Origin of the sequence: Burkholderia sp. Bp9140 (assembly GCF_003853425.1) — a bacterium.
In the GTDB taxonomy this organism is placed as follows: domain Bacteria; phylum Pseudomonadota; class Gammaproteobacteria; order Burkholderiales; family Burkholderiaceae; genus Burkholderia.
The window spans coordinates 280,210-304,290 of the sequence record NZ_QTPQ01000001.1 but is presented as its reverse complement, the minus strand read 5'-3'; the positions used below and the strand labels follow the sequence as shown (position 1 = coordinate 304,290).

At 64.4% G+C, this 24,081-nt stretch carries 23 protein-coding genes, 1 tRNA gene, 1 pseudogene and 1 other annotated feature; of the genes and pseudogenes, 11 read left to right on the top strand and 14 right to left on the bottom strand.

Features of this window, described 5'->3' with window-relative positions:
* Positions 1–31: 31 nt before the first annotated feature.
* From DIE21_RS01390 to DIE21_RS01375, 5 genes are all read left to right on the top strand, one after another.
* Entirely contained in the window at positions 32–409 is a 378-nt protein-coding gene (locus DIE21_RS01390) for a DUF2946 domain-containing protein (RefSeq protein ID WP_124495298.1), read from the top strand.
* 200 nt (positions 410–609) lie between these two features.
* On the top strand, positions 610–975 hold the full coding sequence (copC, locus tag DIE21_RS01385) for a copper homeostasis periplasmic binding protein CopC (protein WP_124495296.1): 366 nt from the start codon (positions 610–612) through the stop codon (positions 973–975).
* A gap of 52 nt (positions 976–1,027) precedes the next feature.
* Entirely contained in the window at positions 1,028–1,474 is a 447-nt protein-coding gene (locus DIE21_RS01380; protein ID WP_124495294.1) for a copper chaperone PCu(A)C, read from the top strand.
* A 32-nt stretch (positions 1,475–1,506) separates the two neighbouring features.
* Positions 1,507–1,683, top strand: coding sequence for a hypothetical protein (locus tag DIE21_RS37045; protein ID WP_185640550.1), 177 nt, complete (start codon positions 1,507–1,509; stop codon positions 1,681–1,683).
* Positions 1,684–1,771: 88 nt separating this feature from the next.
* Positions 1,772–2,401, top strand: coding sequence for a LysE family translocator (locus DIE21_RS01375; RefSeq protein ID WP_124495292.1), 630 nt, complete (start codon positions 1,772–1,774; stop codon positions 2,399–2,401).
* Between the two features lie 44 nt (positions 2,402–2,445).
* On the opposite strand, the gene DIE21_RS01370 is transcribed toward DIE21_RS01375, so the two are convergent.
* Positions 2,446–3,771, bottom strand: a complete 1,326-nt coding sequence (locus DIE21_RS01370; protein WP_124495290.1) for a leucine-rich repeat-containing protein kinase family protein — start codon at positions 3,769–3,771, stop codon at positions 2,446–2,448.
* Between the two features lie 140 nt (positions 3,772–3,911).
* Here DIE21_RS01370 and DIE21_RS01365 point away from each other — a divergent pair.
* Positions 3,912–3,996 (top strand) — tRNA-Leu (locus DIE21_RS01365).
* Positions 3,997–4,133: 137 nt separating this feature from the next.
* On the opposite strand, the gene DIE21_RS01360 is transcribed toward DIE21_RS01365, so the two are convergent.
* The 6 genes from DIE21_RS01360 to DIE21_RS01335 form a co-directional block, all read right to left on the bottom strand.
* The gene (locus DIE21_RS01360; protein ID WP_124495288.1) at positions 4,134–5,132 is read right to left on the bottom strand and encodes a transketolase family protein; all 999 of its coding nucleotides are present in this window, start codon (positions 5,130–5,132) and stop codon (positions 4,134–4,136) included.
* Complete coding sequence (locus DIE21_RS01355) at positions 5,129–5,974, bottom strand: transketolase (RefSeq protein ID WP_124495286.1); 846 nt, start codon at positions 5,972–5,974, stop codon at positions 5,129–5,131. Before DIE21_RS01355 ends, DIE21_RS01360 begins: the two co-directional genes overlap by 4 nt.
* 39 nt (positions 5,975–6,013) lie before the next feature.
* Positions 6,014–7,339 (bottom strand): MFS transporter, encoded by a 1,326-nt coding sequence (locus tag DIE21_RS01350; RefSeq protein WP_124495284.1) that lies wholly within the window; start codon positions 7,337–7,339, stop codon positions 6,014–6,016.
* A 74-nt stretch (positions 7,340–7,413) separates the two neighbouring features.
* Complete coding sequence (locus tag DIE21_RS01345) at positions 7,414–8,163, bottom strand: SDR family NAD(P)-dependent oxidoreductase (RefSeq protein WP_124495282.1); 750 nt, start codon at positions 8,161–8,163, stop codon at positions 7,414–7,416.
* 162 nt (positions 8,164–8,325) lie between these two features.
* Complete coding sequence (locus tag DIE21_RS01340; RefSeq protein ID WP_124495280.1) at positions 8,326–9,225, bottom strand: LysR substrate-binding domain-containing protein; 900 nt, start codon at positions 9,223–9,225, stop codon at positions 8,326–8,328.
* Positions 9,226–9,503: 278 nt separating this feature from the next.
* Positions 9,504–10,388: a LysR family transcriptional regulator gene (locus DIE21_RS01335; RefSeq protein WP_185642716.1), complete on the bottom strand. Its 885-nt coding sequence runs from the start codon at positions 10,386–10,388 to the stop codon at positions 9,504–9,506.
* Positions 10,389–10,464: 76 nt separating this feature from the next.
* On the opposite strand from DIE21_RS01335, the gene DIE21_RS01330 reads away from it, so the two are divergent.
* Positions 10,465–11,766, top strand: a complete 1,302-nt coding sequence (locus tag DIE21_RS01330; RefSeq protein WP_124495276.1) for an aspartate aminotransferase family protein — start codon at positions 10,465–10,467, stop codon at positions 11,764–11,766.
* A 98-nt stretch (positions 11,767–11,864) separates the two neighbouring features.
* Here DIE21_RS01330 and DIE21_RS01325 read toward each other — a convergent pair whose 3' ends face one another.
* Positions 11,865–13,082 carry a helix-turn-helix transcriptional regulator gene (locus DIE21_RS01325; protein ID WP_260432256.1) on the bottom strand — a complete coding sequence of 406 codons (1,218 nt, stop codon included), beginning with the start codon at positions 13,080–13,082 and terminating at the stop codon, positions 11,865–11,867.
* A gap of 456 nt (positions 13,083–13,538) precedes the next feature.
* On the opposite strand from DIE21_RS01325, the pseudogene DIE21_RS01315 reads away from it, so the two are divergent.
* A pseudogene (locus tag DIE21_RS01315) lies at positions 13,539–13,805 on the top strand (helix-turn-helix domain-containing protein); the annotation flags it as partial.
* Positions 13,806–13,913: 108 nt separating this feature from the next.
* Here the strand turns inward: DIE21_RS01315 and DIE21_RS01310 are convergent.
* The 5 genes from DIE21_RS01310 to DIE21_RS01290 all read right to left on the bottom strand — a co-directional run bounded on the left by DIE21_RS01310 (position 13,914) and on the right by DIE21_RS01290 (position 18,896).
* On the bottom strand, positions 13,914–14,615 hold the full coding sequence (locus tag DIE21_RS01310) for an ABC transporter ATP-binding protein (protein WP_011694813.1): 702 nt from the start codon (positions 14,613–14,615) through the stop codon (positions 13,914–13,916).
* Positions 14,615–15,388 carry a high-affinity branched-chain amino acid ABC transporter ATP-binding protein LivG gene (gene livG, locus DIE21_RS01305; protein WP_124495272.1) on the bottom strand — a complete coding sequence of 258 codons (774 nt, stop codon included), beginning with the start codon at positions 15,386–15,388 and terminating at the stop codon, positions 14,615–14,617. The genes DIE21_RS01310 and livG overlap by 1 nt, the downstream gene beginning before the upstream one ends.
* Positions 15,385–16,656 (bottom strand): high-affinity branched-chain amino acid ABC transporter permease LivM, encoded by a 1,272-nt coding sequence (locus DIE21_RS01300; RefSeq protein WP_124495271.1) that lies wholly within the window; start codon positions 16,654–16,656, stop codon positions 15,385–15,387. The genes livG and DIE21_RS01300 overlap by 4 nt, the downstream gene beginning before the upstream one ends.
* 11 nt (positions 16,657–16,667) lie before the next feature.
* Complete coding sequence (gene livH, locus DIE21_RS01295) at positions 16,668–17,594, bottom strand: high-affinity branched-chain amino acid ABC transporter permease LivH (RefSeq protein WP_034181013.1); 927 nt, start codon at positions 17,592–17,594, stop codon at positions 16,668–16,670.
* A gap of 183 nt (positions 17,595–17,777) precedes the next feature.
* Positions 17,778–18,896, bottom strand: a complete 1,119-nt coding sequence (locus DIE21_RS01290; RefSeq protein WP_124495404.1) for a branched-chain amino acid ABC transporter substrate-binding protein — start codon at positions 18,894–18,896, stop codon at positions 17,778–17,780.
* An 813-nt stretch (positions 18,897–19,709) separates the two neighbouring features.
* On the opposite strand from DIE21_RS01290, the gene DIE21_RS01285 reads away from it, so the two are divergent.
* Positions 19,710–20,330, top strand: coding sequence for a hypothetical protein (locus DIE21_RS01285; RefSeq protein WP_124495269.1), 621 nt, complete (start codon positions 19,710–19,712; stop codon positions 20,328–20,330).
* A 255-nt stretch (positions 20,331–20,585) separates the two neighbouring features.
* Here the strand turns inward: DIE21_RS01285 and DIE21_RS01280 are convergent, their stop codons facing one another.
* Complete coding sequence (locus DIE21_RS01280) at positions 20,586–20,807, bottom strand: SymE family type I addiction module toxin (RefSeq protein WP_185640548.1); 222 nt, start codon at positions 20,805–20,807, stop codon at positions 20,586–20,588.
* Positions 20,808–21,024: 217 nt separating this feature from the next.
* On the opposite strand from DIE21_RS01280, the gene DIE21_RS01270 reads away from it, so the two are divergent.
* Both DIE21_RS01270 and DIE21_RS01265 read left to right on the top strand, forming a co-directional pair.
* Positions 21,025–22,259, top strand: a protein-coding gene (locus tag DIE21_RS01270) for an IS3 family transposase (RefSeq protein WP_124495265.1) whose coding sequence is annotated in 2 segments (ribosomal slippage) — positions 21,025–21,316 and positions 21,316–22,259 — 1,236 coding nt in all. Because the reading frame shifts where the segments join, the coding sequence is not laid out codon by codon here.
* Positions 21,306–21,422 (top strand) — a sequence feature (AL1L pseudoknot). Its footprint overlaps the gene before it by 117 nt.
* A 1,105-nt stretch (positions 22,260–23,364) precedes the next feature.
* Positions 23,365–23,691 (top strand): hypothetical protein, encoded by a 327-nt coding sequence (locus DIE21_RS01265; RefSeq protein ID WP_124495263.1) that lies wholly within the window; start codon positions 23,365–23,367, stop codon positions 23,689–23,691.
* The last annotated feature ends 390 nt before the right edge of the window (positions 23,692–24,081 follow it).

The following is a 24,081-nucleotide window of genomic DNA, read 5'->3' as shown; positions in this document are numbered from 1 at the left end:
CCATCGCCGTCCACCCGCCGCCGCGCATCGCATGCTGAGTCGTCGTCTCCGGAAGATCGTCAGTCTGATCGGGATGCTCGCCATCCTGATGACGGCGCTCGCGCCGACGATCTCGCAGGCGCTGACCACGCAAGGCCGCGTCGACGCGCTGCTCGCCGGTTACTGCACGGCCGGGCCGGCTGGCGGCGATCACGCGGGCGATGCGTCGTCGAAGAGCCTGCAGGCCCATCTGCAGGCTTGCGGCTATTGCAGCCTGCTTGCCCATACGCCAGCCCTGCCCGCGACCGAACTCACGTTCGCGGCCAACGTTCAACTCCTCCTGCATCGCGAAGCAACCCGCTTCGAAAGCCTGCGCCGCACGCTGCCGCTCACGACCGCGCAACCGCGCGCCCCGCCGTTCGCGTCCTGATTCGCCGTCACCGCGCGTGATGCCGTCGCGCATCGCGCCGTCCGCACGTGCTGCGCGTGCATGACGTGTCACGTTTCGAAGGACGATCACGTTTCACCGTATCGCTTGCGGCGTCGTGCCGTGCATGCACTCGTGCGCGAACGTGCGGCGACACGCGGAACGCATCGTTTCCCTGCCATTTCCAACGGAATCACCCAGCCATGAAAACCACCTCCTTTGTCCGCGGCGCACTCGTCGCACTCGGCTTCGTCATCGCGCAGGCCGCTCACGCACACGCACATCCGAAAACCCTCGAGCCGGCCGCCGATGCCACGCTGTCGAGCGCGCCGCACGCGGTCACGATCGACTTCAGCGAAACGCTCGAACCCGCATTCAGTTCGATTGCGGTCACGGACAGCCACGGCCAGTCGGTCGCCGACGGGAAATCCGCTGTCGACGCCGGCAACCGGAAGCGGATGCAGGTCGCGCTGGCGAACCTGACGCCCGGCACGTATACGGTCGCATGGGTTGCAGTGGCGAGTGACGGGCATCGCACGCACGGTCACTACTCGTTCACGCTGAAGTAATGCAGACGACGCTCGCGCGGCCATCTTCGATACCCAATCAGGAACACAACCGATGAAACGCTCGATTCCGACCAGCCTGCTGTTTGCCCTGCTGGCACTGCAAGCGCCCGCCACGTTCGCCGCATCGACCGTACAGGCCGATGCGTGCTGGATCCGCACGATGCCGGCGACGGTGCCGTCGTCCGGCTACTTCACGCTGAAGAACGACGGCGACAAGCCCGTCACCCTCACGGGCATCGATACGCCCGCGTACGGGATGGCGATGATCCACGAAACGCAGACGGCCGGCAGCACCGCGAAGATGGTGCACGTCGACGCGGTCGACGTGCCTGCGCACGGCACCGTGACATTCAGGCCGAAGCACTATCACGTGATGCTGGAGGAGCCGCGCAAGCCGGTCGCGCCCGGCGCGAAGGTGCCGTTCCGGCTGCATTTCGCCGACGGCTCGACGGTGTCCGTGAGCTGCGACGCGAAGGCGCCTTCCTATACCGGCCAGTAATGCCGCATACGCAACGACCGATGGAGACGAACATGAGCAAGGAACGCCTGCCGCTGGCTGACCGGATCGTCCGCTACCGGACACCGCTGAATGTCGCCGTGCTGATCGTCTGCGGGTTATGGGCGGCGTGGGTCGCCTGGATCACGCGGCCGTCGGCAATCGATGCGCCGTTGTCGATCGCCACATACTGCGTGCGCGACACGCGTTGATGTCGTGCGTCGGTCGGGGTGATTCGCATGGTCGTGGCATCATGCACGGATTCACCCCGATCGCCGAACCCGTCTCCCGGAGCGCCGCATGTCCATTCAGACCTGGATGCTGTTTGCCGCAGCCTATCTCGTCACGACGCTGTCGCCGGGCCCCAACGTGCTGCTCGTCATCCGCAACACGGTGCGATACGGGTCACGCGGCACCGCCGCGACGATCGCGGGCAACCTCGTCGCGCAGGCCGTAGTGGTCGTGCTCGTCGCACTCGGCGTCGGCGCGGTGCTGGCGGCAATGCCGCCGTTGTTCATCGCGATGAAGATCATCGGTGCCGCGTATCTGATCTTTCTGGGCATCCGGCAGTTGCGCGGCGACCGGAAGGCCGCTGCGTCGACCGGCGCAACGGAGACCGCCATGCCCGATCGCAGGAAGCTGTTCCGTGAAGCGCTGTTCGTCTCGGGCAGCAATCCGAAGACGATGATCTTCGTGTCGGCGTTCATGCCGCAGTTCATCGCGCACGATCGCCCGCTCGCGATGCAGTTCGTCGTGATGTACGCGACGATCGCATGCACCGTCGTCGTGGTGCACAGCGTCTATTCGTTCGGCGTGCGCCGGCTTCATCACGGCATCGGCGCCAGCCCGTTCGTCCGCGCGGCCAAGCGCGCCAGCGGGCTGCTGTTCGTCGGTCTCGGGATCAGGCTGCTGACCGCTCGGCAGGCATAAGCATCAGCACGGCGCCTGCCGGCGCCGGAGCGCGGACGGAATCGTCAATCCTTCCACGCGCCCAGCACGGCCGCAATCCGGTCGAACGACGGCCGCGCATCGATATCCTCGTTCAGACACGCGGCAACCAGCGCTTCGAGTGTGGGCGAACCCTGCCACGCACGCGGCTCGCTTCTGTCGAGCAACTCGCCGAGCAGATAACCGAACGCCCTGACTTCCAGCCGTTCGAGCCGCGCCGCGCGCTCGCGGTCGTTCACGTCGTAGACCGACGCCGCGCCGAAATCGCCGAGCAGCGCGCCGCCCTCGTCGTCGCGCAGGATGTTGTGCGCGTACAGGTCGCCATGCATGATGCCGCGCGCGTGGAGATGGGCGGCGACCGATGCGATGCCGTGCGCGATCCGCACCGCCGCTGCCGGCTCGAATCGCGCATCTGCCGCATACACGTCGCGCGTGCAGGACGCGAAGCTCGGCGGCCCGGCGAGATTCGTCAGCGCCGGATCGACCAGCGCCATCACGAGACCGTGCGTGCCGTCCGGATGGCCGTGCACCTTGCCGATCACCGGAATCATGTTCGGGTGGCGCCCTGCATGCAGGCAGGCGGCCATTTCGCAGTCGGGCAGGCCGTCGCTCGTCACCGCGCCCTTGAACAGCTTGACCGCGACCGCGCGCGGCGCCTGGCCGTCCGCCCGCCACTGCGCGCGGTAGATGACGCCCGATGCGCCTTCCCCGAGCTTCTGGCCGCAGGTGAGCGACGTCCAGTCGATGTCCGCGACGCCCGGCTCGGCCGAAGCCGCTGCTTCAGGCGCGGCGCCGAGCGGATTGCCCGCGGACGCGAGCCACGCGAGACGCGGCAGGCGCAGCAGCCAGTCCGGCAGCGCGTCGAGCCGGTTCGCCGACAGGCGCACCAGTTCGAGCGCCCGGCAGCCCGCCATGTCGGCGGGCAGCGCCCGCAGCCGGTTGCCCGCGAGCATCAGCTTCTGCAAGCGCGAGCAAGCGCCGATGTCGGCGGGCAGTGCGTCGATTTCGTTGTCGGTCAGGATCAGCCAGCGCAGCGCGCGCGGCAGCGAACCCCGCGGCACCGTGCGGATCCGGTTCGCCTTGAAGCCGATCATGTCGAGCTGCGCACACGTGCCGAGGACTTCGGGGAATGCGGTGAAGCGGTTGCCGGACGCGAACAGGATGCGCAGGCGATGCAGCCGCGACAGGTCGTCCGGCAGCGCGGACAGCGCATTGCCGGACAGGTCGAGTACTTCGAGCGTGTCCGCCAGATCGAAGATCTCGCGCGGGAATTCGGTCAGCCCGCACGCGAGCTTGAGTTGCCGGGCGCCCGACAGCTGGCCGGACTGCAGTTGTTCGAGGGTCGTCGTCACGGGGAGGAAACGGGTTGCGGTTGCGATGATCGTCGGATCGATCCGACGAATTTTACCGGGATCGCTTTCGCCTCCCCCGCAACCGTGTCACGCCCCCTTCACAAATGCGCAATGTGACGCTAGAATTGCGCCCCTGCAGTGCCGACGTGGTGAAATTGGTAGACACGCTATCTTGAGGGGGTAGTGGCGAAAGCTGTGCGAGTTCGAGTCTCGCCGTCGGCACCAGATACGGTTTTCACCGTGTTTCGGGCACTTGCAAGAAACCGCGACAGCGCAACGCTTCGCGGTTTTTTTGTTTCCAGCGCGTCGTACCGGATCCGGTTACGATCCGGCGCCACCTGCGCAAGCCGGGTTTCAAGCCATCAGCCGAGCCACGATCTGATACTCGTGCGCATCGCGCCGGCCGAGATTCCGTAGCGCTCGTGCAGCGTCGGCAACGCGCCCGCGGCGAGGTACGCATCCGGCAGCGCGATCTGGCGGAACGGCATGGTGACACCGGCCCCGAGCAACGCCGTCGCCACCGCTTCGCCGAGTCCGCCGATCACCGTATGGTTCTCCGCGACGATCACCATGCGCCCCTTGCGCGCCGCTTCGCGAACGATGGTCGCCGTATCGAGCGGCTTGATCGTCGGCACATGCAGCACGGCCACATCGACGCGATCTGCCTCGAGCGCTTTCGCAACCTCGAGCGCGCGCATCGTCATGATCCCGGACGAGATCAGCAGCACATCGTTGCCGTCGCGCAGCAGCTTGGCCTTGCCGAGCTCGAAACGGTAATCGTATTCGTCAAGCACGACCGGCACGTTTCCACGCAGCAGCCGTGCGTATACTGGCCCCTTGTGCGCGGCGATCGCCGGCACCATCTGCTCGATGTCCAGGGCGTCGCACGGATCGATCACGGTCATGTTCGGCATCGCACGCATCAACGCGAGATCCTCGGCCGCCTGATGGCTCGGCCCGTAGCCGGTCGTGAGTCCCGGCAATGCACACACCAGCTTCACATCGAGATTGTCCTCCGCGATCGCCTGGTGAATGAAATCGTACGCACGGCGAGTCGCAAACACCGCATAGGTCGTGACGAACGGCTGTGCGCCTTCGTGCGCGAACCCGGCGGCGGCACCCATCAGCAATTGCTCGGCCATGCCCATCTGGTAGTAACGCTCGGGAAATGCCTTCGCAAAGATGTGCAGGTCGGTGTACTTGCCAAGATCGGCCGTCATGCCGATCACGTTGCCGTTCGTGCGCGCGAGGTTCGCGAGCGCATGGCCGAACGGCGCGGAACGGGTCGCCTGCCCCTCGGCCGCGATGGACGCGATCATCGCGGAGGTCTTCAGGCGCGGCTTGTTGTCGACGGTGCTCATGCGTGTCTCCCTGCTTCGAGTGCGTCGAGCGCGAGTTTCCACTCGTGCGCATCGACCCGGATGAAATGGCTCTTCTCGCGTGCTTCGAGGAACGGCACGCCGCACCCCATCTTCGTGTCGCAGACGATGATCCGCGGCTGCGGCTTGTCATGCCGGCGCGCATTGTCGAACGCGCGCTTGACCGCATCGACGTCGTTGCCGTCCACACGTTGCGTGTACCAGCCGAACGCTTCGAGCTTGTCGACCAGCGGCTCGAACGCCATGATCTGCGTCGACGGACCGTCGGCCTGCTGGTTGTTCACGTCGACGATCGCGATCAGGTTGTCGAGCTTCCAGTGCGCGGCCGACATGAGCCCTTCCCAGATCGCGCCTTCGTCGAGCTCGCCGTCCGAAAACAGCGTATAGACGAACGCATCCGAGCCCTTGCGCCTGAGACCGAGACAACGGCCGACCGCGATCGTCAGGCCCTGCCCGAGCGAGCCGCCGGACATTTCCATCCCGGGCGTGTAGCTCGCCATCCCGGACATCGGCAAGCGACTGTCGTCGCTGCCGTAGGTTTCGAGCTCCTCGGCCGGCAGGATACCGGCCTCGAACAGCGCGGCGTACAGCGCGATCGCGTAGTGGCCGTTCGACAGCAGGAAGCGGTCGCGCCCGTCCCACTCGGGATCGTCGGCGCGATAGCGCATCGCGCCGAAATACGCGACGGCCAGCACATCGGCGATGTCGAGCGCCTGGCCGACATAGCCCTGCCCCTGCACTTCGCCCATCAGCACGGCGTTTCTTCGGATGCGGTACGCGCGCTCGGCGAGCGTGACCGCTTCATGGATGGTTTCGGTATCCATCGATAGCTCCAGTATCGGTCGGAAAGAAGACAAATCGAATCAGCGGTTCACGGATCGGGGCACGAGGAACACCAGCAGTGCGCCGAGCGTGATCGCGACGGAGATGAAGAGCAGCCCCGCGGTGGACTTGCCGGTCAGGTCGTTCAGCCAGCCGACGATCGCCGGCGAGAAGAAGCCCGCAAGGTTCGCGAAGCAGTTGACCGCGGCGATTCCCGCTGCTGCCGACATCCCGCCCAGCAGCGCGGTCGGCAGCGACCAGAACTGCGACGACGATGCCAGGATGCCGGCGGACGCAATGCTCAGGCACACGATCGACGCGGTGACGGTGCCGAGCATCGGCAACGTCGCGAAGCCTGCCGCGGCGATCAGCATCGGCACCGCCAGATGGAAGCGGCGCTCGCGGCGGCGATCCGCGCTCATGCCGATCAGCGGCAGCGCGACGATCGCACAGGCATACGGAATCGCGGTAAGCAGGCCGACCCACAGCGGATCCGCGACGCCGGCCTTGCGAATGATCGTGGGCAACCAGAACGTTAGCCCGTACTGCCCGAGCACGACGCAGAAGTAGATCGCGGCCATCAGCCACAGGCGGCGGTCGGCGACGAATGCACGAATCGACAGGTGGGCGGTCGTGTGCTCGGCGTCGGTCGAAACATTGCGCGTCAGCAAGGCTTTTTCGGCATCGGTCAGCCATTTTGCGCCGGCGATGCCGTCGTCGAGATACAGCAGGATCGCAAAACCCAGCACGAACGAAGGCAACGCTTCGAGCAGGAACAACCACTTCCAGCCCGCCATCGACATCGCGCCGTGCAGCGCGTGCATGATCGCGCCCGACAGTGGCCCGCCGATGATTCCGGCCAGCGGAATCGCCATGAAGAACAGCGACAGCGCCTTCGCGCGACGCGCCGACGGAAACCAGTACGTGAGGTACAGGATCACGCCCGGTGCAAAGCCCGCTTCGGCAACGCCGAGCAGAAACCGCAGCACGTAGAACGCAGTGGGCGACTTCACGAATACGAAGCTCGCGGAAATCACGGCCCACGTCAGCATGATGCGCGCGAGCCAGCGGCGCGCACCGACGCGATGCAGGATCAGGTTGCTCGGGACTTCGAACAGAAAGTAGCCGAGAAAGAAGATGCCTGCGCCCATCCCGTATACCGTCTCGCTGAAACGCAGGTCGTTGAGCATCTGCAGCTTCGCGAAGCCGACGTTGACGCGGTCGAGATACGCGCCCAGGTAGCACAACATCAGGAATGGGATCAGCCGGCGCGCGACCTTCGCGTACGTGGCCGCTTCGAACGTCCGTGCATCGTCCCGTTGCAGCATCTCGCCCTGAACCGACGGTGCGGGGTACCTTGCTCTCATCTTTGTCTCCTGCCATGGCCCCGAGTTGTCCCGGGTGCATGATGGGCGGCGCCGCGTGTATCGCGGCGCCGTGGTCAGTGAATCAGCATCCCGCCATTGACGTCGAGCGTGATGCCCGTCAAGTAGCTCGACAGGTCGCTCAGCAGGAACAGGCACGCATTGGCGACATCGGCGGCATCGCCGAGGCGGCCGAGCGGAATGCCCTTGATGATCTCCTCGCGCATGTCGGGCGTCAGCTTGTCGCCGGTGATGTCGGTCTGGATCAGGCCCGGCGTGATCGAATTGATGCGGATACGGTCGGCGCCGAACTCGCGCGCCATCGCCTTCGCGAGGCCAAGCACGCCGGCCTTGGCGGCGCTGTAGTGCGGCCCGCCGAAGATGCCGCCGCCGCGCTGCGCGGACACCGACGACATGCATACGATGCTGCCGCCACGCTGCTCCTGCATCGCCGGCAGCACCGCTTGCGACATGTACAGCGTACCGCGCAGGTTCACGTCGACGATCGCATCGAAGTCGCGCCCGGAAATGTCCATCGTGCGCACGGGCTGCGTGATGCCGGCGTTGTTCACGAGGCCGTCGATGCGGCCATAACGCTCCAGCGTCGCGCGGGCCGCGGCCACGCATGCGTCGCGATCGGTCACGTCGCACGCCAGCCCGAGATGGTCCGTCCCGAGTTCGGCGGCAGCCGCCTCGGCGTCTTCGCGACGAAGGTCGAGAATCGCAATGCGCGCACCGTGGGCGGCGAGCGCGCGGGCAGTAGCCTTGCCGATGCCGCGCGGCGACGCCGCGCCGGTCACGATGATGGTCCTGTTGTCGAGCAACATCGTCCGTCTCCTATGTTGATGTGTGTCCAGAGTGTCGGCTCACCCGACACCCGCATCAACGCGGAAACGCTCAGCCATAGTTGAGAAAATTTCAGATGACGCCGCGCCGCCCGTCGCAGCGTGCCGCAATGCAATATTGCGTACGGCGCGCAGGCGCTTCGCTCAGCGCGTCCGCCCGCCCCCCGCGACCTCCCGCTCAATCCAGGCGAGGAAGCGCTTCACGCGCGGCAGCTCCGCGTTCTGCCGCGGGTAAACGAGGTGATGCGCGCCGACCTCCACAGCGTATGTCTCGTCGAACACCGGCACCAGCAGCCCCTCGCGAATCTTCACCGACGCAAGCATCAGGCTTTCGAGCGCGATGCCGAGACCGAGCGCGGCGGTTTCGAGCGACATGTACGAGCGGTCGAATGAAAAATCGAAGGTCTTCTGCGCGGCGTGCGACACGCCGGTCCGGCCGAACCACTGTTTCCACTGCACCAGCGGCGTTTCGGAATAGATCAGGCGGTGCGCGAGCAGGTCTTCCGGCGCCCTCACCGGATGCTGTTCGAGGTATTGCGGCGAAGCAAGCGGCGCAATGAACTCGCCGCGCACCGTTTTGACTTCGAGGTTGTCCCAGTTGCCGTAGCCATGGCGGACGTCGATATCGTAGAAGCCGTTCGAGAACGACACGTTTTCGTAAGAGCACGCCAGATTCAGCTGAATATCGCCGTTCGCCTCCTGAAACGACGACAGCCGCGGCAATAGCCACATCAGCCCGAAGCTCGGGCTCGAATGCACGCGCAGGATGTCCACTTCCGTGCGGCTCGACGCGCGCTCGGTTGCGCGGCTCAAGTCGGCCAGCGACCCGGTGACGTCCGCCAGGTAGCGTTCGCCGGTCGGTGTGAGGACGAGTCCGCGTCCCGATCGCTGGAACAACGGCTGGCCGATCTGCGATTCGAGATTGCTGAGCTGGTGGCTCACGGCGGACGCGGTCAGGCCGAGTTCTTCCGCCGCGCGATTGACGCTTTTGGTCCGGGCGACACTTTCGAACGCGATGATGGCCTTGAGCGGCGGGATGCGCATGTTGGAATCCGTTGAAGAGAACAGGTCGCCCGACAGGCCGATATCGGCGTCGCGGCATCGGGCTGGCAACGGCGATTCGGTCGGTCGAACGTCAATTCTAGATCGCCCGTCACGAACGGGTCGCTCCCCCCCTGCTTCCCCGCTGACGAAAAATGCCGGCCGCGGCGCGATCCGTTTGTTGACAGGCGGCTTTCACGTGCGTTCGATCGAGTTCAATCCGGCATCGATGCCGGACGATTGACGGTAGCTGCGGCATTGTCGGGAGCGAAGGCCTCCCGTCACAGCACCGGCAACACCGCCCGAATGTGCTCCGCAAACACCGCCGTCAAATGCGACGGCCGTTTCCGGTCGAACCGCAGCGTAATGCCCACCGTCGGCAACAGCGGCAACCCGCGATCGCCGGCGAGGATCGCCAGATCGGCGGGCACCGCCGTCTGCGTCATCACCGCGAACGCCTGCCCCGAACGCACCAGCGCGGTCAGCCCCGCCAGGCTGCTGCTCGCATACGCGACGCGATAATCACGGCCCGCGCGCTGCAATGCATCGCAGGCCGCGATGTGATCGAGCGTATCGGGATCGGAAAGCGCGAGCGGCAACGGATCGAACTGCGCGGCGTCCAGCCCCGGATAACCGATCCAGACCAGTTGCTCGCGACGGATGAAATCGTCCGTCGACCCATCGTCCGGCAACGAGATCATCGCGAGATCAACCGCCCGCTTGTCGAGGTGTTCAAGCAACCGCGGCGTCGGCCCGCACACGACCTCGACAATCGCCTGCGGATGCTGGCTCGAGAACTGCCGCAGCAGCGACGGCAGGAACACGGCCGCGTAATCGTCCGGGCAGCCGAACCGGATGGTGCCCGACAACCCCGTGCCGCACAGATCGGCCATCGCCTCGTCGTGCTGCCGCAGGATGCGCTGCGCATGCACGAGCAGCCGCTCGCCGGGGTGCGTCAGCAGCACGCCGCGGCCGGTGCGCTGGAACAGCGGCTGGTCGACACTCTCCTCGAGCCGCCGCATCTGCTGGCTGAGCGCGGACTGCGTGCGGCCGACCCGCGCCGCCGCGCGGCTCAACGAACGCACCTCGGCGATGACGACGAACGAGCGCAGCAGGTCGATTTCGAGCGAGCGTCCCAAGGTATTAGCTCCTTTTCTACCTTGCATAAGAACTATTCGTTTCCATAAAACCAGACCGGCGCCTAGACTGCAAGCGATCCCTGCCCTTGTCCGGAGAAGCCCGATGTCCCTGAACGACGACGCAACCTTCTGGCACAACGCCAGGCAGCACCTGATCCGCTACGGCGGCACGTTCGAGCCGATGATCATCGAGCGCGCGCAAGGCAGCTTCGTCTACGACGCCAACGGCCGCGCGATCCTCGATTTCACGTCGGGCCAGATGAGCGCGGTGCTCGGGCACAGCCACCCGGAGATCGTCTCCGTCATCAGCGAATACGCGGGCAAGCTCGATCACCTGTTCAGCGGGATGCTGTCGCGCCCCGTCGTCGACCTCGCGACGCGCCTCGCCGACATCACGCCGCCCGGGCTCGATCGCGCGCTGCTGCTGAGCACCGGCGCGGAATCGAACGAAGCGGCGATCCGGATGGCGAAGCTCGTCACCGGCAAGTACGAGATCGTCGGCTTCGCGCAGTCGTGGCACGGCATGACGGGCGCCGCGGCGTCGGCCACATACAGCGCCGGCCGCAAGGGCGTCGGCCCGGCCGCCGTCGGCTCGTTCGCGATTCCGGCGCCGTTCACGTACCGGCCGCGCTTCGAACGCAACGGCACCTACGACTATCTCGCCGAACTCGATTACGCGTTCGACCTGATCGATCGCCAGTCGAGCGGCAACCTCGCGGCGTTCATCGCGGAACCGATCCTGAGTTCGGGCGGCATCATCGAACTGCCCGAAGGCTACATGGCGGCGCTCAAGCGCAAGTGCGAGGAGCGCGGAATGCTGCTGATCCTCGACGAAGCGCAAACCGGCGTCGGACGCACCGGCACGATGTTCGCGTGCCAGCGAGACGGCGTGACGCCCGACCTCCTCACGCTGTCGAAGACCCTTGGCGCCGGGCTACCGCTCGCGGCCGTCGTCACGTCGGCACAGATCGAGGAACGCGCACACGAGCTCGGCTACCTGTTCTACACGACGCACGTGTCGGACCCGCTGCCGGCCGCGGTCGGCCTGCGCGTACTCGACGTGGTGCAGCGCGACGGCCTCGTCCAGCGCGCGAACGTGATGGGCGACCGGCTGCGGCGCGGGCTGCTCGACCTGATGGAGCGCTTCGACTGCATCGGCGACGTGCGCGGGCGTGGACTGCTGCTCGGCGTCGAGATCGTCAAGGATCGGCGAACGAAGGAACCGGCGGACGGCCTCGGCGCGAAGATCACGCGCGAGTGCATGAACCTCGGGCTCAGCATGAACATCGTGCAGTTGCCCGGCATGGGCGGCGTGTTCCGGATCGCGCCGCCGCTGACGGTCAGCGAAGCGGAAATCGATCTCGGGCTGTCGCTGCTGGAACAGGCGATTGGACGCGCGCGGTGACAGGACGACGAGCAGAACGACAAGCGCAACGCCGCACGCACACAGCGGGCGGCAAGGTTCGAGCAGGACGCGGCGTGCCGCGCCGCGCGCCCCATCACCTAGTCATGCCTCCCGATCCGAAACAAGCTGCGCAACTCGTCGTGATTATGTACGTTGAGCCTGCGATAGATCTTGCGAACATGATCGACGACCGTGCTGTCGCGCAGCGCGAAGCCACGCGCAATCTCGCTGTGCGAGCGGCCCAGCACGAGCTGCTCACAGAGTTCGCGCTGCCGTTCGGTCAGGCCGAACGCGAAACCGAGCCGTTCGATCGTCAGCTTGAGCGGCGGAAAGTGTTCGATATAGATCACGATCGCGAAATCGCGTTGCATTGCCGCCGCGTCGGTGCATCGATAGGCCATGAACCGGAAGCGGCCTGCATTATTGCGACGCTCGACCGTCGGGGGCGGCGCCGGATAGCCGCGCCAGATCCGGTTGATGTTCGATCGCAGCGGCGTGAGCCAGTCCGGCAAGCGTTCGTGACGATAGAACGCGAGCGGCTCGCCGGTCGCGAGCGACAGCATCCGGATGCTGTCTGCGTTGTGCAGCAGGAGCCGGCCATCGTCGTCGACCACCATGATGGCGGACTGGCTGCATTCCGATTCGTGCAGCGTTGGCTGCACCGGCCGCGACAGCGCATGGGCAAGATGCCGTGCCACGGGTTCGATGTCGCGATGGTTCTGTTCCGAGAACGGACGACAGCCTGATGCGCGCGACAGCAGCAGGCTGCCCCAGCCGCGCGTGCCGTCCGTCGCGGTCAGCTCGAGACAGTGGCGCATCGACACCGGCCGCCACAGGTCCGCATACATCTCGCTCGACAGTAATGCATCGTCGTAGTGCGCGCTGTTGTCGAAACCGCGCCCGCGGCGCATCGCATCGGAAAACGTGATGCCCAGCACCTCCTGCCGGGAAGTGTTGTGGATGTTCGCGAAATACGTCGGCAATAATGTGTACACCGCATCGTTTTCGCTGCACACGTCCGACACTGCGTAGTGCTCGTCGGCATAGAAGAACATGCCCCAATCGGCACCGACGATGCGCCGGGTCGCCTCAATCACATGAGGAATGACGAGATGCGGCTCGACGGCGAGCGAACAGAGCCGACGAATATGACTGGTTAGCGCGACGTGCTTGTCAGACATGAATGCGCTCCTCGAGCGTGAGCCGGATTCGTTCACACGTTCCGCGATACCCATCCAGCTTAGACATTCCACATGACAACGACGGCATTTACCCCCTTTCAAGAGGGCGTCAATCCGGCGCGCGGGTTCTACCATTCCGCCATTCCGGTTGCATGTGCGTGACGAATCCATTGCGGCGTTCGACATCCGGAATTTGTCCGACGCAATGCAATTGCGGCGGAATCAGCCGCACGCATGCGGCGTGTCGACCAACGCGGACGTTGCGGAATCCGCGTCGGTCGCGTGGTGGTGGTTGCATCGCTTTTTCATGTGAGGTGCCACGATGAAGAGCATGTACAAGGCGGCAGTGGCCGTCATCTGTGTGGTGGGCGCATCGGGGCTCGCCCGGGCTCAGGACGAGGGCGCCGCGGCGGCGTCGAGCAAGCCGTCCAACGCGGCGATCAGCGCGACGTCGATGGGCAGCATGCCCAGCGCCGGCTCGCAGGCGGGCGGACCGACCGGGCTCACGCGCGCGCAAGTGAAGCAGGAATACTTGCGTATGCAGAAGTCGGGGGAACTCCAGCGTCTCAACGAGTTGTATGGCGGCGGCCAGTAGCCGCGCGCGCCGGCATCGACCGCTTCCGGCTCACGCGGCTGTTCCAGTCCGCGTATGGCACGTCGCCGCACGCATACGTGGTGCATCTGCGCCTGCGCGCCGCGCGCCGGTTGCTCGCGGCCGGCCGCACGCCGGCCGAGGCCGCCGCGGATGCCGCGAATGCCGGTTTCTCCGACCAGCGCCACCTGGGCCGCTGGTTCCGCCGCGCGTACCGGATGACGCCGTCCGCCTGTCGCCGGATGTGCACAAACGTTCCAGACTGACCGCGCAAGTTTCTGTCGGAATGTAGCCGAATTCGCTACGATCGAAGCCGAATCAGCTACAAAATTCCGGTAGACCGCCGGCCCGTTGCAGGCCGGCGGCTTCCCTCGTCAACCGCCGAGGTACGCCTGCTTGATCCGGTCGTTCGCGAGCAGGTTCGCGCCCGTATCGGCGAGCACCACGCGCCCCGTTTCGAGCACGTAGCCGCGATCGGCCACACCCAGCGCCTTGTTCGCATTCTGCTCGACCAGGAACACCGTGACGCCCTCGTCGCGAATCGTCCGGATGATGTCGAAGATCTGCGCGATCACGAGCGGCGCGAGACCAAGCGTCGGCTCGTCGAGCAGCAGCAGACGCGGCTTGCTCATCAGCGCGCGGCCGATCGCCAGCATCTGCTGCTCGCCGCCCGACATCGTGCCGGCCCGCTGCGTGGCCCGCTCCTTCAGGCGCGGAAACAGCTTGAACACGTGCTCGATGCCGTCGTCGATCTCGTGGCGGCTCGCGAAGAAGCCGCCCATCTTCAGGTTCTCGAGCACCGTCAGGCTCGGGAACACGCGCCGCCCTTCCGGCGAGATCGCCATCCCCTGCCGCATGATCTGGTGCGTCGACATCGCGGTGATGTCGTTGCCCTCGAACAGCACGCGGCCCGACGATGCGCGCGGCGTGCCGCACACGGTCATCATCAGCGTCGTCTTGCCGGCGCCGTTGCTGCCGATCAGCGTGACGATCTCGCCCTTGTTCACCTCGATCGACACGCCCGCGAGCGCCTCGACCGCGCCGTAGTGCGTATGGACCTGTTCCAGCTTCAGCATCACTCTTCCCCCAGATACGCCTTGATCACGCGCGGGTCGTTGCGGACCGCTTCCGGCGTGCCGATCACGATCGGCCGGCCGTGCTCCATCACGAGGATGCGGTCCGACACGCCCATCACGAGGCTCATGTCGTGCTCGATCAGCAGCACCGATACGCCGAACTCGTGGCGCAGCGTGTCGATCAGGTGCTGCAGCTCGATCTTTTCCTGCGGGTTGAGACCGGCCGCCGGCTCGTCGAGCATCAAGAGGCGCGGCTCGGTGATCATGCAGCGCGCGATCTCCAGACGCCGCTGGTGCCCGTACGACAGCGTGCCGGCCGGCCGGTTGGCGACCGACGTCAGCCCCATCCGGTCGAGCCACACGGCCGCGCGCTCGAGCGCTTCCTGCTCGGCGCGGCGATACGCGGGCGTCGAGAAGAGGCCCGGCAGCAGCCCCGACTTCACCTTGCGATGCTGCGCGACCAGCAGGTTCTCGACGACCGTCAGCGACTTGAACAGGCGGATGTTCTGGAACGTGCGCACCAGGCCCTTCACCGCGATCTGGTGGCTCGGCAGCCCGCCAATCGCGTGGCCGTCGAGCACGACGTCGCCGCCGGTCGGCTTGTAGAAACCGCCGACGCAATTGAACACCGTGGTCTTGCCCGCGCCGTTCGGCCCGATGATCGCGAACACCTCGTTGCGGCGCACGTCGAAATCGATGCCGTCCACCGCGAGCAACCCGCCGAAGCGCATCTGCAGCCCGGCGACCTTCAACAGTTCTGCGTTCGCGCTCATTGCGGCAGCTCCACGTGGGGACGGCTCGCGGGCAGCAGGCCCTGCGGACGCCACATCATCATCAACACCATCACCAGACCGAAGATCAGCATCCGGTACTCGGCGAAGCCGCGCGCGACTTCCGGCAGCACGGTCAGCAGGATCGCCGCGAGGATCACGCCGAGCTGCGAGCCCATCCCGCCGAGCACGACGATCGCGAGAATCAGCGCCGATTCGATGAAGGTGAACGATTCAGGATTCACGAGGCCCTGACGCGCCGCGAAGAACGCGCCGCCGATGCCCGCGAACGCGGCGCCGAGCGTGAACGCCGACAGCTTGATGCGCGTCGGGTTCAGGCCAAGCGAACGGCATGCGATCTCGTCGTCGCGCAGCGCTTCCCATGCGCGGCCCATCGGCATGCGGATCAGGCGGCTCGTCACGAACAGCGTGAAGCCGACCAGCACCAGCGCGATCAGGTACAGGAAGATCACCATGTGCTCGCCGCTGTATTCCAGCCCGATCAGTTCATGGAAGGTCTTCGCGCCTTCGACGCTCGCCGAGCGCGCCATCTCGAAGCCGAACACCGTCGGCTTCGGAATGCTCGAGATGCCGTCCGGGCCGCCCGTGAGGCTCGTCAGGTTGTTCGCGAGCAGGCGGATGATTTCGCCGAAGCCGAGCGTGACGATCGCAAGATAGTCGCCGCGCAGGCGCAGCACCGGGAAGCCGAGCAGGAAGCCGAACGTCGCCGCCGCGATCGCCGCGATCGGCAAACACGCCCAGAACGAAAGCCCGAAATACTGGTTCAGCATCGCGTACGTATAGCCGCCGACCGCGTAGAACCCGACATAGCCGAGATCCAGCAGCCCCGCGAAGCCGACCACGATGTTCAGCCCGAGGCCGAGGATCACGTAGATCAGCGCGAGCGTCGCGACGTCCACCGCGCCGCGCGAGCCGAAGAACGGCCACACCAGCCCGACCGCGAGCAGCACCCAGATGATCGCGCGCTGCTGCTGCGCGCCCATCGCAGGCGCCGCCGGCAGCTTCACCGCCGATTTCGCGCGCACGAGCCACGGCTTGAACAGCTGGAACAGGAACACGGCCGCGACCGCGATCCACACCGGGCGCCAGTGCGGCGTCAGCACCACCTGATAGCCTTCGAGCTTCAACTGCAGGCCGAGCACCGGAATCGTGAGGATCGCCGTCAGGAGCGCGGCGGCCACGGCATTCTTCAGCGCCTGGCCGACCGAAGCGTCGGCCGCCGGGCGGCGAATGGAAATGACTTGACTCATCTGCGTCTCCCTCAGACCTTTTCGATGTCCGACTTGCCGAGCAGGCCGGTCGGGCGGAAGAGCAGGATCAGCACGAGCAGGCCGAACGCGACCACGTCCTTGTACTCGGCCGGCATGTAGCCCGCGGCGAAGGTTTCAGCAAGGCCGAGCAGCACGCCGCCGAGCATCGCGCCCGGGATGCTGCCAATCCCGCCGAGCACCGCGGCGGTGAACGCCTTGATGCCCGCGACGAAGCCGATATACGGATTCAGCTTGCCGATCGTCAGCCCGATCAGCACGCCGCCGACGGCCGCCAGCATCGCGCCGAGCACGAACGTGAACGAGATCACGCGGTTCGTGTCGATGCCGAGCAGGTTCGCCATCTTCATATCCTCGGCGCACGCGCGACACGCCCGGCCCATCCGCGAATGCGAGATGAACAGCGTGAGCGCGATCATCAGCACGATCGTCACGCAGACGATCAGCAGGCGCGCATACGGGACGGTCACGTCGAAGTCGCCGCCGAGATGGATCTCGAACGCGCCGGAGATCAGCACCGGCACCGACACGTCGCGCGCGCCCTGGCCGATCTGCACGTAGTTCTGCAGGAAGATCGACATGCCGATCGCGGAGATCAGCGGCACCAGGCGCGGGCCGCCGCGCAGCGGACGATACGCGACGCGCTCGACCGCGAAGCCGTACAGCCCGGTGACGATCACCGACACGATCAGTGCGGCGCCGAGCACGAGCGGCAGCGGATAGCCGGCGGAGATGCCGATTGCCGTGAGGGTCACGAGGCCCACGTACGCGCCGATCATGTAGATCTCGCCGTGGGCGAAGTTGATCATGCCGATGATGCCGTAGACCATCGAATAGCCGATGGCGATCAGCGCATAGATCGCACCCAGCGTCAGGCCGTTGACCAGCTGCTGGGCGAATTGAGGAAAGAAGTCAGTCATGTGCGGGAAGCTCCCGTTGGCGCTGGGTCGCATGCCGTCGCCGGATCACGGCGTTCGGCCGCGCGCAACGCACGGTGTCGTCTCGGGCCGCCCCTTGGCCGCGCGCTGGGCGGATGCGCGACCAATACGCACGCGCCCCGTCCGGGTCTCGGACAGGGCGGGTGCGCGGGCGGGTACTCCGTGTTACTTGGCGGCGGTCTTCGTCGCGTCCTTGTGCCACGTGTAGACGACGAACTTGAATGCCTTCAGGTCGCCCGGTGCGTCATACGCGACCTTGCCGATCGGCGTGTCGAACGTCGTCTTGTGCATGTACGCGGCGACCTTCGTCGGGTCGGTCGTCTTGGCGCCCGCGATCGAGTCGGCGATGATCTTCACCGCTGCGTACGCCGGCATCTGGAACGGGCCGTTCGGGTCGCGCTTCTTGTCCGCGAAGGCCTTCACGAGGCCTGCGTTGGCCGGGTCGGCCGAGAAGTCGGCCGGCAGCGTGACCAGCATGCCTTCCGAAGCCGGGCCGGCGATCGCCGTCACGTCCTTGTTGCCCACGCCTTCAGGCCCCATGAACGTTGCCTTCACGCCCTGCTCGCGCGCCTGGCGCATCAGCAGGCCCATTTCCGGGTGGTAGCCGCCGAAGTAGACGAAATCCACGCCTTGCGACTTCAGCTTCGTGATGATCGCCGAGTAGTCCGAATCGCCGGCGTTGATGCCTTCGAACAGGACGACCGGGATCTTCGCGGCTTCGAGGTCCTTCTTCACCGACGACGCGATGCCCTGGCCGTACGACTGCTTGTCGTGCAGGATCGCGACCTTCTTCGGCTTCACGTTGTTGATGATGTAGTGCGCGGCGGCCGGGCCTTGCTGGTCGTCACGGCCGATCGTGCGGAAGATGAAGTGGCGCTTCTTGCCTTCGGTCAGCTGCGGCGCGGTGGCCGACGGCGTGACCATCACGATGCCTTCGTTCTCGTAGATGTCGGATGCCGGGATCGTCGAACCCGAGCACACGTGGCCGATCACGTACTTGATCTTCTGGCTGACGATCTTGTTGGCGACGGCGACGGCCTGCTTCGGTTCGCACGCGTCGTCCATCATGACGACTTCAAACTTGTTGCCGCCCGCACCGCCTGCCGCGTTGATCTGTTCGATCGCGGTCAGCGCGCCGGCCTTCACCATGTCGCCGTATTGGGCGACCGAGCCGCTCATCGGACCAGCGATGGCGATCTTCACGGTTTCCGCTTGCGCGGCGGCGGCGCCGGCGGCGAACAGCACGGCGGCGACGGAAATGGACGTAAGACGGGACAGCGTCATCAGGAACTCCTCGATGTTGTTAGTCATACGGGCAAAGGCGGCATGACTTGCGCAATCGAACAGCACCCGGGGCGAGGACATGGGACACGCCCGAGACACATGAAGACGGACCTGCGGATGGATGATGCGTAGCGGGGCCCGGCTCTTGCAGTCCCCGAAGGGGACGTCTGGTTCGGAAAGACATCGTGATGCGTCTTGCATTGCGCAAGCGTTTCGCCTGCCCCGCTTGCCAAATCGCTAGTTCGGAGGGATGGTCCGACAGCCGTTGGCAAGGCAGCCGAAATTATATGGGCGTTTTTAAATCGTCTGTCAAAAATGCCTGCTCTATGAGGGAAAACACGGAGAAACTTACCGGGGTTGGGGTGGCGCTCGGGGAGCAACTGGGTGGGGGGTGGCAACGTTTGCCGTGGGTGCAATCGGGTTGCGATTTTGGGTGGGTTGATGGGGCTGTTCCTTTCTGGATAAGGTGTTTGGCGATTTTCGGACTCGCGGTGTGTGATCTTTTTGGTTTATAGGGTCCGATGTATTTAAATCAATCGACTGAGGATTGCGTTGGCGTGCACCGATGCGGGGCGCTGGGTTGAAGCGGTCAATCCTTCTGTTTTCTGACACATTAGGCAGACACGAAAGCTTGTTGTTATTTTTATGAAATAATTCGAACTCGCCTCTGCAATCCAGCCAGCCTTCCTGCGTGTCGCGTCCGCCGCGCCTCGTAGTCGCTTCAGGGCCGCTTCGACGCCCCTCCGTCGCCCAGCCGCCAGCCAGTGATCTGCCGTTTTTTCTCTCATTGCATATCACCCGGTTCGGATCCCGATGAATCCTCCTCTCCGTTTTTCTTCCGCTGCCGCGCTTGCTTGTGCGCTTTCTGTTTCTGCTGCCGCCGCTTCGGGCCGCGATTCGCTGGTCGATCGTTCAGGCAGTGCCAATGTGTTTCGCTCGGAACGTCGGGTCGCGGCTCGGGATAATGGGCGCGCGACACGGACGACGCCGCGCGTGAAGTACGCGGCACCGGTCGAACGTAGTCCGTTCGATACGCCTGATACGCGGCCATTGCAGGTTTCAGGCGATACGCTTCAGCCGCAGCCCTCGGGTGAACATGAATCCGCCGGTTCCGTATGGCCTTCGAATCGCGTCGCGCTCGGTGCGGGTGGGAGTGATAGCTTCGGGCGCACGTTGCCTAGACACGAACAGCTCGAGTTGAACTGGAATGAATATCTGCGGGCCAATGGGTCACAAGCTCCGGGCGGCAGGAGCCCGTATGCGCCGACGCGGCCTTTCGATGCAGCGCGCGGTCCGCACAGCGCGCCGAATCCGTACGATCCGTCAGTGCCGCAACCGGAAACGCGGACGTTCTATGACGACGGTGCGGGTTCCCATTGCACGGCTACGGGCGGTGCGGGGACGTCGCGGTCTTCTTGCAATATTGCTTGGTGATGTTTGGTGGTGGCCGATAACGGCTGCCCTACCCGGCGCGCGTGCGACTCCGTGCGACACGGTCGCATACAGCGTTGAGGCTCGCCTTTGCGAGAGTTGAAGTTTAGCTAGGCCGCGCGTTGGTGTCTGCGCGGCCATTTCTATCGCCGATTCATCGGCGATCACGGTCTGGATGTAGTTGATCGCGCCACACTAGCCGATTGGTTGATCCGCGTCCTGATGAATCGAGCGGATGTGCAGCGCGGCCGCCCTATCTCACATCGACGTAATGACCAGCCTTCCCGGCTCGACCGCTATCCGCACCTTTTTGCCCGGATCAAAACCCACGTCTTTGACCAGCCACATTCCGCCGATCTTCATATACGGATAAAACGTCTCGGGCCTGACGCTGTAGTTTTTCGGAACACCCCAGATTTCCTGAACCGTCACGAAGCGTTCCGTAATCGGAGGACGTGCTTTATCATTCGCCTTAGCCATGGGCAACTCCTGTTCAGTTGGCTGTGGTTAGCGGGTCGTGAGTGTTGGTAGCACTTGCGGCCCGCGCTCGTTTACTGCGGCGTTTCGATGCTTTGGCTTCCTCCTTTATTTCTGTTTCGAAGAAGGCGATGCTTCGGCGAGGCTTACTGGTTGCGTCGCGTCCACTCTGAACCGCCCCGGATTTTGTGGAGGCTCCAACTCTTGAGAGAATGGAGCCATGAACAAGAAGGTAACCAAGTTTTCCCCGGAAGTCCGAGAGCGCGCAGTGCGTCTGGTGCGCGAGCAGCGTAGCGAACATCCGTCGATGTGGGCGGCGGTGGAGTCGATTGCGCCGATGATCGGCTGCACACCGCAGACACTGCACGAGTGGGTCAAGCGCGACCAGGTCGACCACGGTGAGCGGGATGGCGTGACCACAGACGAGCGCGAGCGCCTCAAGGCCTTGGAGCGCGAAGTCAAGGAGTTGCGTCGTGCCAACGAGATTCTCAAGGTCGCGAGCGCGTTTTTCGCCCAGGCGGAGCTCGACCGCCGCTTCAAGTCCTGAAGGCCTTCATCGATCAGCATCGCGACACCTTCGGGGTCGAGCCGATCTGCAAGGTCTTGCGGATTGCCCCGTCGGGCTACCGACGCCATGCCGCGCAGCTTCGTGATCCGGAGCGACGCTCTGTTCGCGCAATCCGCGATGAACGTCTGCGGCCGGAGATCGAGCGTGTGTGGCGGGCCAACATGCAGGTCTACGGCGCGGATAAAGTCTGGAAGCAGATGAACCGGGAGCGTATCGCGGTGGCGCGCTGCACTGTCGAACGGTTGATGAAGCAACTGGGTTTGCGCGGCGTGATGCGAGGCAAGCGTGTTCGCACGACTGTTCCTGATGCCATAGGCCCGCGCCCGCTGGATCGGGTCAATCGCCAGTTCAAGGCGGCACGGCCGAACCAGCTCTGGGTTTCGGATTTCACCTACGTTTCGACGTGGCAGGGCTGGCTGTATGTGGCCTTCGTGATCGACGTGTTCGCTCGCCGTATTGTCGGCTGGCGCGTCAGCACCTCGATGACCACGGACTTCGTTCTGGATGCACTTGAACAGACGCTTTACGCGCGACGCCCGGGCGACGACGGAACCTTGATACACCATTCGGACAGAGGGTCCCAATACGTCAGCATTCGCTACAGCGAACGGCTGGCCGAAGCGGGCATCGAACCGTCGGTCGGCAGCCGGGGCGACAGCTATGACAACGCCTTGGCTGAAACGATCAACGGCTTGTACAAGGCTGAACTGATTCATCGCCGCACCTGGAAAACGCGGGAATCCGTTGAACTGGCAACGCTGGAGTGGGTGGCCTGGTTCAATCATCATCGATTGATGGAACCCCTCGGCTATATCCCGCCCGCCGAAGCTGAGGCAAACTACTATCGGCAACTTGAAACAGCTGCCGCTGAACCCGCATTAACTTAAACCAACCAGCCTCCACGATTCCCGGGGCGGTTCACTCGCTCGCGCGATCAGCATCTAACACTTCCCATTAGACCATCGCCAACGCCAAATATTGGCGGCTTGTGCGAACGTTAGCCATTGGGCATAGCCAGTCAATTTCGTTTGCGAACTTGCAGCGCTGGTGTAGACGGGAAAAGTGAACCGAGGCAGACGTCGATCGGGTTCGGAACGCGACGATTCGAAACAGTTCGAATGAATTGGCTTCACTCACGGCAGGAGCACGTTTCGATACAGAAGCAACTGTTGCCTGGTCTTTTCGGACTTCCGGACACAAGGAAGTTGTTCGCTGGAAACCTTTGCTTTCTATACCTTCTACAGACCACAATCGACCCGTTGCTGCCGTTGGCGACATTCCTGCCGAATGGCCGTTGGCCATTGTGACCTGCCCCCTTCAATAGGGCCAATGGGCTTCTAGCAAAGTCCCTTTAAACCAGCTCCTGGAAAGCGGCAGGAGCATCCGCGGTTGCCCGATGTTTCGCCGCAAACTCTGATGGCGAAAGGTAGCGGGCGCATCGGCTACGCTCGTCAATCGGTCGGCCACTTTCGGTTTGCGGTGGCCGCCTTGCGTTAGCTAACCGCCATCCAGCGATGTTTGGCGATAGTCCCTTGATGGCCGGTTTCTGTCTTTTATCGATCGCTTACCGATGGGACGACGAGTCCGGCATCCAAGGCCATGCGTATTCGGGGTCAGGAGCCCTTGCAGCTCCTTGCAGCTCCTTGCAGCTCCTTGCAGCTCCTTGCAGCTCCTTGCAGCTCCTTGCAGCTCCTTGCAGCTCCCTGGGCGCAAGCGCACAGGAGATATTGCCTCGAGCAATCAGCCTGCGCCTTCGGCGGTGCACGGAGTGTCACGTCGATGTCGCATCCTAGCGGCCTGCCCGGATTACTACTCCCTGCGGTAGTGGCCTACACTAGAACTTACACGTTCCGCGGGCTCGGTTGCAGCATTTGATGCAATGCAGTGTTGCCGCCGGCCGATTGAAGCGAGCGACTGGCGATACCACGGGCAACGCCGGAGTTATCTGCTGCCTGAGCTCATCTGGAACCGACGTTCAAGGAGGAGTTCATCATGTTGCAAGCCAGTGAAATCCAAAAGCGCTTTACCCATCTGCAGCAAACCGTGAGCGAGGCATCACGTACCTGTCACGCCGACAGGACGATTCCAAAGGAGCTGATCAACTGGATGGATGAGTTGGACAAGGAATGCAAATCGGCGAAGAAGCTCATGGCGTCCAACGATGAAGATCGTATTCGGCAATGCGTCGACGATCTCGAACGAATCGGTGATCGTGCAGAGCGTGCTTGCCAACAGGCCGGCAGTCTTGATGCCAAGATCATGAATGCAGTAAATACGATGCATTCGGAACTTTCCGATCTAAAGCGACAACTGCATTGACGTACCCGACAGCCCCGGTTTCATGTGTGTTTCACGCCGGGGCTGTTTGCCCTTCGGCCCGCACTTTGACACGCCGATAGGCAATATCAACGACCGGACCTTACCGGCACCCGCTGTTTGTGAACACGCGGCGCAACAGTTCGAGCACTTGCACGCGGGTCCTGAAGCAAGGGCACTTTATGCGCTGATGCGATTGGTCGAGGGGCTTGATCCGTCCGTTCGGCAGTGATCGCAGCCGTGGTGGTCGCGCCCATGCGAGCGCGATTGGGCAAGCCCACCCCTAATCCGTGCTCGCGCTCGCAGATCATCAGCGGACCGGAGTCGACCCGAAGCTGCCGTTCCAAACGGCAACAGAATTACGACTGCTCCCGGCAGTACAAAGGACATTCC